10 protein-coding genes, 1 pseudogene and 1 other annotated feature are annotated in these 12,908 nt (G+C 68.0%); of the genes and pseudogenes, 6 read left to right on the top strand and 5 right to left on the bottom strand.

Annotated elements, in window-relative coordinates:
• Nucleotides 1-10: 10 nt before the first annotated feature.
• Complete coding sequence (locus AL072_RS24945; RefSeq protein WP_045583455.1) at nt 11-2,953, top strand: Tn3 family transposase; 2,943 nt, start codon at nt 11-13, stop codon at nt 2,951-2,953.
• On the opposite strand, the gene AL072_RS24940 is transcribed toward AL072_RS24945, so the two are convergent.
• Nucleotides 2,850-3,323 (bottom strand): DUF2254 family protein, encoded by a 474-nt coding sequence (locus AL072_RS24940; protein WP_045583456.1) that lies wholly within the window; start codon nt 3,321-3,323, stop codon nt 2,850-2,852. The genes AL072_RS24945 and AL072_RS24940 overlap by 104 nt on opposite strands.
• A gap of 139 nt (nt 3,324-3,462) precedes the next feature.
• Between AL072_RS24940 and AL072_RS24935 the strand changes: the two genes are divergently transcribed.
• Nucleotides 3,463-4,104 carry an AI-2E family transporter gene (locus AL072_RS24935; protein ID WP_052710151.1) on the top strand — a complete coding sequence of 214 codons (642 nt, stop codon included), beginning with the start codon at nt 3,463-3,465 and terminating at the stop codon, nt 4,102-4,104.
• A 762-nt stretch (nt 4,105-4,866) separates the two neighbouring features.
• On the opposite strand, the pseudogene AL072_RS24925 reads toward AL072_RS24935, so the two are convergent.
• A pseudogene (locus AL072_RS24925) lies at nt 4,867-6,097 on the bottom strand (IS3 family transposase).
• Nucleotides 5,697-5,813: a sequence feature (AL1L pseudoknot), on the bottom strand. Its footprint overlaps the pseudogene before it by 117 nt.
• A 347-nt stretch (nt 6,098-6,444) precedes the next feature.
• Here AL072_RS24925 and AL072_RS24915 point away from each other — a divergent pair.
• Complete coding sequence (locus AL072_RS24915; protein ID WP_045583459.1) at nt 6,445-7,131, top strand: alpha/beta fold hydrolase; 687 nt, start codon at nt 6,445-6,447, stop codon at nt 7,129-7,131.
• On the opposite strand, the gene AL072_RS24910 is transcribed toward AL072_RS24915, so the two are convergent.
• Nucleotides 7,128-7,883, bottom strand: a complete 756-nt coding sequence (locus AL072_RS24910) for a helix-turn-helix domain-containing protein (RefSeq protein WP_045583460.1) — start codon at nt 7,881-7,883, stop codon at nt 7,128-7,130. The genes AL072_RS24915 and AL072_RS24910 overlap by 4 nt on opposite strands.
• Nucleotides 7,884-8,083: 200 nt before the next feature.
• Between AL072_RS24910 and yddG the strand changes: the two genes are divergently transcribed.
• Nucleotides 8,084-9,001 carry an aromatic amino acid exporter YddG gene (gene yddG / locus AL072_RS24905; RefSeq protein ID WP_045583461.1) on the top strand — a complete coding sequence of 306 codons (918 nt, stop codon included), beginning with the start codon at nt 8,084-8,086 and terminating at the stop codon, nt 8,999-9,001.
• Nucleotide 9,002: 1 nt separating this feature from the next.
• On the opposite strand, the gene AL072_RS24900 is transcribed toward yddG, so the two are convergent.
• Entirely contained in the window at nt 9,003-10,379 is a 1,377-nt protein-coding gene (locus AL072_RS24900) for a nucleobase:cation symporter-2 family protein (RefSeq protein ID WP_045583930.1), read from the bottom strand.
• 279 nt (nt 10,380-10,658) lie between these two features.
• On the opposite strand from AL072_RS24900, the gene AL072_RS24895 reads away from it, so the two are divergent.
• Nucleotides 10,659-10,997: a hypothetical protein gene (locus AL072_RS24895; protein ID WP_045583462.1), complete on the top strand. Its 339-nt coding sequence runs from the start codon at nt 10,659-10,661 to the stop codon at nt 10,995-10,997.
• A 1-nt stretch (nt 10,998) separates the two neighbouring features.
• Nucleotides 10,999-12,345, top strand: coding sequence for a GH1 family beta-glucosidase (locus AL072_RS24890; RefSeq protein WP_045583463.1), 1,347 nt, complete (start codon nt 10,999-11,001; stop codon nt 12,343-12,345).
• Nucleotides 12,346-12,359: 14 nt separating this feature from the next.
• Here AL072_RS24890 and AL072_RS24885 read toward each other — a convergent pair whose 3' ends face one another.
• Nucleotides 12,360-12,902, bottom strand: a complete 543-nt coding sequence (locus AL072_RS24885) for a cyclic nucleotide-binding domain-containing protein (protein WP_045583464.1) — start codon at nt 12,900-12,902, stop codon at nt 12,360-12,362.
• Nucleotides 12,903-12,908 lie beyond the last annotated feature (6 nt).

The raw sequence follows: 12,908 nt of genomic DNA, 5'->3' as shown, positions 1-12,908 counted from the left end.
CTCGTCCGCCATGCCTCTGGTCAGCGACACCGCCTACCCCCGTCTGGAACTCAATCCGCCGGCGATGGAGGTGGCGCGCTTCACACCGATGCCGGCGGAAATTGCCTTCGTTCGCCGCCGCGCCCGCCAGGACGGCGCACGGTTGGCCCTGCTCGTTTTGCTCAAGAGCTTTCAGCGGCTCGGGTACTTCGTCCCTTTCGAAGACATCCCTTTCGTTATCGTCGAGCATGTGGCGGACACGTTCCCTGGCCTGACCGGCGCTGCCGCCGTGCTCGCCGACTACCAGACCTCCACCTATCGCAGCCGGCTGACCAGCTTGGTCCGGGAGTACGCCGGGGTCGCCGCCTTCGGCCGCCTGGCGCGCACCGTGGCGCAGGCGGCGGCCGCCGAAGCCGCCCGGATGCGCGACGACGTCGCCGACATCATCAACGCCGTGATCGAGGAGTTGGTACGCCGGCGCTTCGAGTTGCCGGCTTTCGGCACTCTGGCGAAGATCGCCACCGCGGCCCGTGCTGCGGCAAACCGGGACTGCCACCGGCACATCGCCAATACCCTGCCGACCGAGGCACGCCGGCGCCTGAACGAGTTGCTGACGCTGCCGCCCGGTCAGGCGCGCACCGCCTGGGACCGGGTGAAGGCCGAACCGAAGCGGCCGAGGCCACATCACATGCGGGATTTCCTGCACCATCTCGACTGGCTGCGGGCGCAGGGCGCCGGCACCGCAGTGTTCGCCTCCCTCCCGGCCGCCAAAGTCCGCAGCTTTGCCGCCGAGGCGCGTACCCTGACCGCCAATGTCCTGGCCGAGATGGTTGAGGCCAAGCGGCTGACCCTGATGGCGGCGCTGCTGCAGAGCCAGATCGCCCGGACCCTCGACGATCTCGCCGACATGTTCGTTCGGCAGATGCAGCGGACCCACGCCCGCGCGAAGGACGCCCTGGCCGCCGAGCATTTGCAGCGGTTCGAGCACGCCGAGACCCTGATCGCGTTGCTGCGCGACACCGTGATGGCCTGCCGGAGCGAGGGACCTCCAGAGCAGCGGCTGGCCAACGTCGAGGCGCTGCCTCTGCCCGATGCCGACGGCATCCTGGAGCGGTGTGCGGCGCACGCCTCCACGACCGAGCATGGCCATCTGCCCTTCCTGGCCCGCTTCGCCCGCGGTCAGCGCCGCCTGTTCCTACGGTTCTTGGCAGCTGTGCCCCTGGCATCGACTTCGCAGGACCGCAGCCTGGAAGAGGCCATCGCCTTCGTGCTGAAGCATCACGACCAGCGCCAGCCCACGCTGCGCGTTGCCGGGATCGACCTGTCCTTCGTGCCGCCGTCGTGGTGGCCTCTGGTGGCCGGGCAAAAGGCCCGCGATCCGGCGCCGGCGACCGTGGACCGCCAGATCTTCGAGCTGTGCGTGTTCACCCGGGCGATGATCGAGCTCAAGTCCGGCGACCTGTGCATCCCCGGCAGCGACATCCACGGCGACTACCGCGACCAGCTGGTGCCGTGGGAAATCTGCCGGCGGGACATGGCCGCCTACACCGAGCAGGCGGGCCTGCCGGCCACCCCGGCCGCGATCGTCGCCGCGCTCCGAGACCAGCTGTCCGCCACGGCCAAGGCCGTCGATGCCAGCTTTCCCGCCAACGAGCATGTCGCGATCGTCAACAGCAAGCCGGTCCTCAAGCGCCTGCGCGCCCAACCCGAACTCGCCGGCGCGGCCGCGCTGGAGCGCCGCTTGAAGGAACGGCTGGCGCCGATCGATCTCATCGACGCCCTGGCCGACACCGAGCACTGGCTAAACTGGACCCGCCACTTCGGCCCGGCCTCCGGGTTCGATGCCAAGATCGACCGGCCCCGGGAGCGCTACCTCGCCACCGCTTTCTGCTACGGCTGCAAGCTGGGTCCGTCCCAGGCGGCGCGGGCCATGAAGACGCTGGACCGGCGGCAGATCTCCTTCCTCAACCAGCGCCACGTCACCGAGGAGGCCTTCGACGCGGCGATCACCACCGTCATCGATGCATACGCCGGATTCCGTCTGCCGCAGTACCACATCCGCTACGGCGGCTATGGCGGGATCGGCTACTATCTGGTCTCGGACACCTACATCGCGCTGTATTCACGCTTCATGGCCTGCGGAGCGTGGGAGGGCAACGCGATTCTGGACATCGTCAGCGACAACCGGTCGGCCATCCAGCCGGACACGCTCCATGCCGATACCCAGGGCCAGAGCGCCCCAATCTTCGGCTTGGCCTATCTACTCGGCATCCAGCTGATGCCGCGCATCCGCAACTGGCAGGACCTGCATTTCTACCGGCCCGACAAGGACCTCCACTACCCGCACATCGACAGCCTGTTCACCGCCACGGTGGACTGGACCCTGATCGAGGCGATGCTGCCGGACATGCTGCGCGTCGCCGTCTCGATCAAGGCCGGGCGGGTCCGGCCCTCGACGATCCTGAGCCGGCTCAGCACTTACAGCCGCAAGAACAAGCTGTATTTCGCCTTCCGGGAGCTGGGCCGGGTGGTCCGGACGATCTTCCTGCTGAAATTCCTGTCCTCGCTCGAACTGCGCCACCTGATTCAGGCGGCGACCAACAAGAGCGAGCTGTTCAACAAATACGTCCAGTGGGTCGCCTTCGGCGAAAGCGGGCTGATCACCGAGGGGGTGCGGGATGAGCAGCGCAAGCTCATCAAGTACAACCACTTGGTGGCCAACCTGCTGATCTTCCACACTCTTGTCTCGATGACCCGATCCCTCGACCAACTGGCGGCCGAGGGCGTTGCTGTCGAGGAGGAAGCCCTGGCCGGCCTGAGCCCATACCAGACCGAACACATCAACCGCTTCGGGAACTACACGCTCGACTTCACCCGCGTCCCGGCGCCCCTGCCCGCCGACGGACAGGCTGCGGCGCCGGGTTCGGGCCCGGCCCAAAAGCAGCTTCCCGGAGTGCTATCCGGCCATGTGTGAATTCGTGGAAGGAATCGTTACCATGGCTCAGAATGAGGCCGAGCACGAATTGCGTGACGCGGTCCTGGATGAAGGTGCGGATCAGGCGGGGGCCGATCTGGCCGGCGGCCAGCGTCAGCACCACCATCGTGATCGACACCACCAGCGCGGTCATCGAGATCATGCCGGTCAGCAGCGCCGACAGCAGCTCCCGTGCATTCTCCGTGTCGCCCGCGTAGAGCAGCCAATAGTCGCTGGCATCGTTGATGATGCCCCGTCCCCACGACAAAAGGACGATGGCCAGCCCGAAGGCGGCACAGCCCATCAGGACCGGGATCAGCCACAGGCTGGTGCGGACGATCTCCAGATAATGGCGGAGGCGGTCATTCATCGGCGCTTTCCTGCACTGCCCGTTCAATCCTTCCGCAACTCCAAACGGCCTAGCTCGCGGAACGGTCCAGATCAGGGAGCGGGAAACGGTCGATCGTTCCAGGCGTTGGAGAAGAAGAGCGAAATGAACCGGAGCGGGCATGAACACGGATATCGGTCGGTATGCAATCAGGCTGCTCGTGGCGGTTCTGATCATTGCCATGGCTTTCCTGGTCTGGCGGATCGTCGACGTGCTTCTTCTGGTCTTCGGTGCCGTCCTCCTTGCCGTCCTGCTGCGCAGCCTTTCCGACGTCATCAGCCGTTACCTGCGACTGCCGTCCGGCTGGTCGCTCGCCGCCGCCGTCCTCCTGCTCATACTGGGGCTGGCGGCTTGCGGCTGGCTTTTCGGACGGGAGCTGTCCGCCCAGGTCGACCAACTGACGGAGCTGGTGCCGCAGGCTTGGCACCAAATGAAGGGCTATCTGCAGCAGCATGCTTGGGGACGACTGCTGCTCGACCAGCTGAAGGACATCGATGCCGGCAGCTTGTCGGATGGCGTGGTCGGCAGCGCAGGGTCGGTTCTGATGACGACCATCGGGGCGGTGGGCAATGCACTGCTGGTGGCGGCCGGCGCCCTATATCTCGCGGCCCAGCCCCGCCTGTACCGAAACGGAATGGTCGCCCTGGTCCCCAGACGCGCCGAGGAGAGGACGAGCGAGGCACTGGATGCCGCCGGTCATGGTCTGAGGCAGTGGCTCAAGGGGCAACTGGTCTCCATGACCGCGATCGACTGGTCTCCATGACCGCGATCGGAGTGCTCACCACCCTCGGCCTTTGGGTCCTCGGCGTTCCCTCCGCCTTCGCGCTCGGACTCCTCGCCGGCTTGGCCGAGTTCATTCCCCTGGTCGGACCCATCCGGTATTCGGTAGCAAACACACCCAACCCAAAAACGCGACACATGCAAATATCTTTATATATGCATGTGTCGCGTTCGTGCTAGGGTTCTTCCATCAGCCGTTCATGGGCTGACTCTGTGCGCACAGGGGGGCATAGGCATGAGTGACAACGTGGACGACGTAATGCGTTTGGCGCGGGAAGAATGCACGGCGCTCTCTCGCGAGAACGCCGCGATGGCAGAAGAACTTCGCGCTACTCGCGCCGCTGTGCGCCTTAAAGAACGCCAAGGCGCTCATGAATTGCGCCGATCTGCTCTCGGATCTCAGCGAGCGCGGCGACAACCTCATGGTTAAGCGCGGTGATTTCGCGCAAAACTTCCTACTGGCTGAGAATGGTGTCGGTTTAGTCGCGAAGAACTTCGCGAATGTCATCCATAGCGGTTGCTCCATGGTTGGTGTGAACTACCCCATGGTAGCTGACGCCGGGTGTATCGTCACGGTACGCCCGGCAACCTCTTATGCAACCAGCACCCGCTGCCAGTACCCGGACCAATCCGCGGACGGAGGCAGCGCGGCGGCACGGAAGCCAACGGAGCGGAACTGTTCGCCGTTGCTGCTCCGGCGCTGGTCTGAACCGCACCGGGATTGTCGGAGGCCCTTTGGCTTGAGTTACGCCGCCATGGCGACGTCCTCAGTTTCAGCATAGTAGCGCGCTTCGGCCTCGGCGGGCGGAATGTTGCCGATGGCTCGAGCAGGCGCCGGTTGTTGAACCAGTCCACCCATTCCAGGGTGGCGAACTCGACAGCCTCCAGGGTGCGCCATGGCCCGCGGCGCCGAATCACCTCGGTCTTGTAGAGACCGTTGATGGTCTCGGCCAAGGCGTTGTCGTAGGAATCGCCAACACTACCCACGGAGGGCTCAACCCCAGCTTCGATGAGACGCTCGGTGTAGCGAATCGCAACGTATTGCGATCCCCTGTCGGAGTGATGGATGAGACCGCTGCCCTTGGCGGGCCTGCGGTCGTGAAGCGCCTGCTCCAGGGCATCCAAGACGAAGTCGGCGTGGGCGGTGGGCGACACCCGCCAGCCGACGATGCGGCGGGCGAATGCGTCGATGACGAAGGCTACGTAGACAAAGCCCTGCCATGTCGACACGTACGTGAAATCCGCCAACCACAAGGCCTTCGGGCGTGGCGCCAGGAACTGGCGGTTCACCCGGTCGGCGGGACAGGGAGCCGCCCGGTCGCTGATCGTGGTGCGGATCGTCTTGCCACGCGCCGCCCCCTTCAGACCCATGTGTTTCATCAGCCGGGCCACTGTGCAGCGTGCCACGTCGATACCGTCCCGCCGCAACTGCCGCCACACTTTACGTACCCCATAAACCTGGAAGTTCACGTCCCAGACCCGTCGGATAGCCAAACCCAGCTCCGCATCACTTCGCGAGCGGACCGGCGCCTTGGACGGATCGGCCGGCCGGGCGGCATGGGCGCGGTAAGTCGACGGGGCGATCGGCAGCACTCTGCAGATCGGCTCGACCCCGTGAACGGCGCGGTGTGCGTCGATGAAGGCGATCATTTCTTGAACGGGCGGTCGAGCTCCGCCTGGGCGAAATACGCCGATGCCTTGCGTAGGATCTCGTTCGCTTGACGCAACTCTCGGACCTCGCGTTCCAGCGCCTTGATCCGCTCCAGTTCGTCCGTTGTCGGACCGGGTCGCTTGCCCTGGTCACGCTCGGCCTGCCGGACCCAGTTCCGTAGCGTCTCGGGATTGCAGCCGATCTTCGCCGCGATCGAGCTGATCGCCGCCCACTGCGAGGCATGCTCGCCTTCGTGTTCGAACACCATCCGGACCGCGCGCTCGCGGACTTCAGGGGCGTATTTGGGTGATGCAGATTTCGTCATGATGACCCCACTCTCTCAAGAAACGGGGCCTCCGGGAATCCCGGTGCGGTTCAGCGTGACCCCGGAACGGCGATCTGGACCACCCTGCTGGCCGGCGCCGGCTATCTGCTGGAGGACCGCTACCAGCAGGTTTCCGGCTGGCTGAACCCGCTCTCCAACATCGTCGTCGCCGGCATCGCCCTCTGGTACGTCTACCGCGTCGCGACCTTCGGCCGGCGCACCGCCGAGCCGGCGGAATGAACCGGCGGCCGGTTTCCGCCAAGAGGAAAACTTCGCCGTCCCGGCTGGACGGATCGGCCGCCCGCATGCTCTGACCGGAGCGTCATGCCGCCAGCGGGAGCCGCTCCATGGGTACCAACGCCACCGTCATCCTCGTCCACGGTGCCTTCGCCGACGGCTCGTCCTGGAGCCGGGTGATCCCCCGCCTGCAGGCGGAAGGCTTGGCGGCGGTCGCGGTGCAGAATCCGCTGGTGTCGCTTGACGACGACGTCACCCATGTCCAGCGCGCCATCGACCGCAGCAAGGGGCCGCTGGTGCTGGTCGGCCATTCCTGGGGCGGGGCGGTCATCACCCAGATCGGCGATCAGGACCGGGTGACGGCGCTGGTCTATGTCGCCGCCTTCGCCCCCGACATCGGCCAGTCGCCGAACGACACGCTGAAACCCTTCCCGCCATCCGCCGGCCTGTCGGGCGTCTCGGTCGACAAGGGCCGTTTCCTGACCCTGACGCCCGAGGGGATGGCCCGCAACTTCGCCCAGGATCTGCCGGCAGAGGAGGCGGTGCTGCTGGCCGCCACCCAGGGGCCGGTCGCGGCCTCCTGCTTCGCGACGAAGGTGAGCGCCGCCGCCTGGAAGGCCAAGCCCAGCTGGTACGTCGTCGCCACCAAGGACCGCATGCTGCCGCCCGACTTCCTGCGCGCCACCGCCTCGCGCATCGGCGCCCGCAGCGTGGAGGTCGACAGCGGCCATGCCCCCCACCTGTCACGGCCCGAAGCCGTGGCGGCGGTGATCGTCGAGGCGGCGCGGACGGCCTAACCCCCGTTCCGGATCGCCCCCGGCGTCGTGCCGCGCTGTCGCCGCAGGCTGCGGGTCAGCGCGCTCTGGTCGGAGAAGCCCACCGCCAGCGCCACCTCGGCCAGCGGCAGGATGCCGGCGCGCAGCAGCGCCTCCGCCCGGTCCAGCCGCAGGTCGGCCAGCCGCCGCGCCGGGGTGGTGCCGGTGCGGATGCGGAAAAGCTCGTGGAAGCGGCTGGGCGCCAACCCGACCGCGGCGGCAAGCTCGGAGACGGTCGGTGCCTCCTCGCAGCGCTCGGCCATCAATGCCAGGGCGCGCTCGATCGGATCGTCCGGAACGGCCGCGGCCTGCAGGCCGGTTTCCCGATGGCGGGCTTCCAGCGCGCGCAGCAGCAGCCCGGCCGCATGATGGGCCAGCACCGGGTCGAGCGGTCGGTCGGCCGCCTCCGCCGCCAGATAGCGCACCAGCCCGTCCAGCGCATCGTCGATGGCGAAGAAGGCGCCCGTTCCCCGGATCGCCGCCTCGGGCAGCGGCCCGCCGGCCGGCAGGTCGAGCACGACGAAGCGGTTGGCCCCGCCGCTGCGGAAGCTGTGCGGCGCCCCGTCCGCCACCAGCACCCCGCAGCCGGCGCCCACCCGTCCGCAGGCCCCGCCGACCTCCATGTCGAGGCCCCCGGCGACGGGCAGGACGATCTGGTGATGCTCGTGCGCGTGCCGCCGTTCGTGCCCGTCATAACTGCGGGTACTGACGGTCGGCCGATGCGGGGACGCCACGCGGCGGACTCCTGGGTCAACGGTTGGGGATTCACGGATCGAGGGGCCATGCTACGACGGCCGACCGTCCGCGTACAGGGAATGGGAAAAGGCCACCCCTCCGGAGCCCCGGTCAATCCGCACCGGAGTCCCGGTCAAGACGGCGTCCCGCGCAGCCGCTATGGTCGCGCCCTCCGCGTCAACCGACCGATCCCCACACCATGACCGTCTCGTCCCCCGCTTGCCCCCGCCGCTCCGTCAACCGCGCGACCGCGGTCGGCTTCACCGCCATTCTCATGTGGGCGACGCTGGCCCCGCTGGCGACACTGGCCTCGATGGTGCCGCCGTTCCAGCTGGTGGCGACCTCCTTCCTGCTGGCCTTCCTGGTCGGCAGCGGCTGGACCGCCCTGCGCGGCGACAACCCGTTGCGCTATTTCCGCCAGCCGCCCGCTGCCTGGGCGCTCGGGGTCGGCGGGCTGTTCGGCTTCCACTTCCTCTATTTCATGGCGTTGCAGGCGGCCCCGCCGGTCGAGGCCAACCTGATCAACTATCTCTGGCCGCTGCTGATCGTGCTGTTCTCCGCCCTGCTGCCGGGGGAGCGGCTGCGGGCATGGCATGTCGGCGGCGCGCTTGCCGGGCTGGCCGGCACCGTCCTGCTGATCGCGCGGGGCGGCAGCGGCGGCCTGTCGGTGGATCCGGCGCATCTGCCGGGCTATGCCGCGGCGCTGGGCAGTGCGGTCACCTGGGCCGGCTATTCGGTGCTGCGCCGCCGGCTCGGCCAACTCGGCGAGGCGCCGACCGACGCGGTCAGCGCCTTCTGCCTCGTCACCGCCCTCCTGTCGCTGCTCTGCCATCTGGCGCTGGAGCGGACGGTGTGGCCTTCGACCGCCGGCGGCTGGGGGGCGATGCTGCTGCTCGGGCTGGGGCCGGTGGGGGCCGCCTTCTTCGTCTGGGACCATGGCGTCCGCCACGGCGACATCCGGGCGCTGGGGGCGCTGTCCTATCTGGCGCCGCTGCTGTCGACCCTGCTGCTGGTCCTGTTCGGGCTCGCCCCCAACCAGGGCATCATCTGGGTGGCTTGCGCCCTGATCGCCGGCGGGTCTCTGCTGGCGAGCAAGGATCTGCTGCGGCGGAAATGACCTATGCCTCGGCCCCATGCGCCGAGGCGGCGACGTCGCGGCGGGCGCGTTCGCCGCCCTGCAGGCCGTTGAAATACCAGTTCAGCGCCACCGCGGTCAGGGTGCCGAGCAGGATGCCGCTGTGCAGCAGCGGCGACAGGAAGGCCGGCATCTGCGAGAAGAACTTGTCCGACACCAGCGGGATCAGCCCGACGCCGATGCTGACCGCCACCACGATCAGGTTCTCGCGCCGGTTGGTGTAATCGACCTGCGACAGGATCCTCACCCCGGTCGCCGCCACCATGCCGAACATCACCAGCCCGGCCCCGCCCAGCACGAAGGCGGGGACCGAGGCCACCACATGGGCCAGCTTCGGCAGCAGCCCGAGCAGCAGCAGGATCAGCCCACCCGCGGCGCAGACCCAGCGGCTGCGCACGCCGGTCACCCCGACCAGCCCGACATTCTGCGAGAATGACGTATAGGGAAAGGTGTTGAAGACACCACCGATCAGCGTGCCGAGCCCGTCGGTGCGCAGGCCGCGCACCAGATCCTCCCGGCTCACCGGGCGGCCGACCATGTCGCCGACGGCCAGGAACATGCCGGTCGATTCGATCATCACCACGATCATCACCAGCGACATGGTCAGGATGGCGACCGGATCGAACACCGGCATGCCGAACTGGAAGGGCCGGACCAGCGCCACCCACGGCGCCTCGGCCAGCCCGGCGAAGCTGACCATGCCCAACGCCATCGCCAGCAGCATGCCGGCCACCAGCCCCAGCAGCACCGCGACGTTGCGGACGAAACCCCGCCCGTGCTTCATCAGCGCCAGGATCGCCAGCAGCACGAAGGCCGCCACCCCCAGGAAGGCCGGGTCGCCGAAACGCGGATTGCCCACCCCGCCGCCGGCCCAGCCCACCCCCACCCGCATCAGCGAGATGCCGATGATGGCGATCACGCTGCCGGTCACCACCGGCGGGAACAACGGCAGCAGTCGGCCGACCAGCGGGGCCGCCAGCATGGCGAAGATGCCCGACCCGATCACCGCGCCATAGATGCCCAGCAGCCCGAGCGACGGGTTGCCCGCCATCGCCACCATCGGCCCGACCGCGGCGAAGGTCACCCCCATCATGATCGGCAGCCGGATGCCGAAGCGCCAGACGCCCACCGCCTGGATCAGCGTGACCACGCCGCAGGCGAACAGGTCGGCGTTGATCAGCATGGCGATCTGGTCCTTGGGCAGCTTCAGCGCCCCGCCGACGATCAGCGGCACCGCGATGGCCCCGGCATACATCACCAGCACATGCTGCAACCCGAGCGCCAGCAGCCGCCAGGGCGGCAGCAGCTCGTCGACGGGATGGGACTCGGCTCCGGATGTGGCAGGTGTGGCGGATGTCATGGCGAAGGCCTCGCTGTCCAGTCTTGCGCCGCCGCGTTGCATGGCCCGTGCCGCGCTTGACTCCCCACCAACGGCACCGCCGGCCGGCCGGTCCTGCACAGGATTTGGGCAAGACCGGCCGGCCTTGCCCGTGGAGGTGGCAGCCCTTTGCAGAATTCCGCGCGGTTTTTTGCCGCGCCTGGGTGGAGACCATGAGCGGGGCTGCGTTATTCTTTAACGATCCGTCCGTACAGTCCCATTCGCCATACCCCTTTCGCGCAACCTGAACCGAGCGTCGCGATGAGCAAGTCGATCGAGGGTGTATCCAACTGGATGCACATGTTCCGCTGGATCGTTAAGCTGATCCGCGATGAATACGGGGTCGACGAGGCACTGTTGACCCGCAATGCGACGCTGGAGACCGATATCCAGCTGTCGATCGACCAGGTCGAGCAGGTGCTGGAATATATCTCCGAGAGCTTCGGCGTCCGCTTCCCCGAAGGGACGCTGGACGAGCTGGTGAAGCTGGAGGAGCTCTGCCTGCTGGCGAGCTGGATCAAGGGCTACTACAAGCGCCCGGAATTCATCTCCGACGCATTCGAGGCCCGCTGCCGAAGCATCAACCAGATCGCCGCGTGAGATGACCGTCCCGTCCTCCCCCTATCCGCCCGGCTTCACCTGGGGCGTCTCCACCTCCGCCTACCAAATCGAGGGGGCGGCGGCGGAGGACGGGCGCGGCCCCAGCATCTGGGACGTGCGCTGCCGCACCCTGGGCGGCGTGGTGAACGGCGACAGCGGTGACGTCGCCTGCGACCATTACCACCGGATGCCGGAAGACGTGGCGCTGATGCGGGGGCTGGGCGTCGACGCCTACCGCTTCTCCGTCTCCTGGCCGCGGGTGATGCCGCGGGGCAAGGGAGCGGTGAACCAGCCCGGCCTGGACTTCTACGACCGGCTGATCGACCGGTTGCTGGAGGCGGGGATCGAGCCCTGGCTGTGCCTCTACCATTGGGATCTGCCGCAGGCGCTCCAGGATCTGGGCGGCTGGGCGGGCCGCGACTGCGCCGGCTGGTACGCCGACTACGCCGCGCTCTGCGCCCGGCGCTACGGCGACCGGGTGAAGCGCTGGATCACCTTCAACGAATTCTCGGTCTTCACCCTGTTCGGCTACGCCATTCCCTGGGCCGCCCCCGGAATCGTCGACCGGCCGCAGCATCTGCGCGCCATCCACCATGTCAACCTCGCCCATGGCGCGGGCGTCGACGTGCTGCGCGATCTGGTGCCGGGAGCCTCCATCGGCGCGATCCACAACCGGCAGGTCGTGATCCCGGAGACCGACACGCCGGAGAACCGCGCCGCCGCGGCGCTGCTGGACGAGCATTGGAACCTCGTCTTCTGCGATCCCCAGATCCTCGGCTATTATCCGCCGCAGACCGCAGCCGCGATCGAGCCCTATGTCCAGGCCGGCGACATGGCGCGCATCGCGCGGCCGGTCGACTGGTTCGGGCTGAACCATTACGGCCCGATCTTCGCCAAGGCCGACCCGTCACGGGCCTGGGGCTATGGCTGGGGCGACGCGCCGCCCGATTCGCCGACGCACGGGGTCGGCTGGGCGATCTTCCCCGACGCCTTCCGCGACGAGCTGCTGACCATCCAGCACCGCTACCGCCTGCCCATCGTGGTGACGGAGAACGGTTGCGGCGGCAGCGACAGCGTCGGCCCCGACGGCGCCGTCCTTGACCCGCACCGCATCGCCTACCTGACCATCTACAACGCGGCGATGCGCGAGGCGATGGCCCGGGGGGCCGATGTGCGCGGTTATTTCGTCTGGTCGCTGCTGGACAATTTCGAATGGGGCAGCGGCTACGGCCAGCGCTTCGGCATCGTCCATGTCGATTTCCAGACGCTGGCCCGCACCCCCAAGGACTCAGCACGCTGGTACGCCGACCTGATCAGGGCGGCGAAGAGCGATGTCCCCGCCGCATGAGCGCCTGACGGTCCCTAACCCCGCGCGGACATCAGCGTGCGCAGCATCCGCTCGAACCGCGCGCCGGCCAGCGAGACCTGATCGAGCAGCCCCTCGTCCAGCTCGTCCTCCATGATCCGGCCGGCGTCCATCGCCTGGCCCTTGCCGAATTTCAGCCGGTCGACGGTGCCGCGCAGGCGGTCGGCGAGGAAGATCGCCAGCGCCTTGTAGAAGCGGCCGGCGAAGCCGCCGTCGCTGCGCAGCCGCGCCTCGATCTCCCGCTTGGCCAGCGCCAGCACGATGCAGCGGCCGTCGGCCGACACGGTGGCCGAGGGCGGGGCGCTGTCGACGAAGGACACCTCGCCGATCACCTCGCCGCTGCCGAGCCGGGCGACGGTGCCGACCCCGGCGACATCCACCGTGGCGTGGCCCTCCAGCACGATGTAGAGCGAGTCCGCCGGCTCCCCCTGGCGCACCAGCACCTGCCCGCCGGCCAGATCGAGCCGCCGGCCGGCGCGGGCCATCCATTCGACGTCCTCGTCGGTGAGATTGCCCAGGATGTACAGCACCTTGCGCATGGCTTT

The organism is Azospirillum thiophilum, assembly GCF_001305595.1.
GTDB lineage: Bacteria > Pseudomonadota > Alphaproteobacteria > Azospirillales > Azospirillaceae > Azospirillum > Azospirillum thiophilum.
Note: the sequence above shows the minus strand (reverse complement) of the source record. Positions and strands in the feature narration are given on the sequence as shown.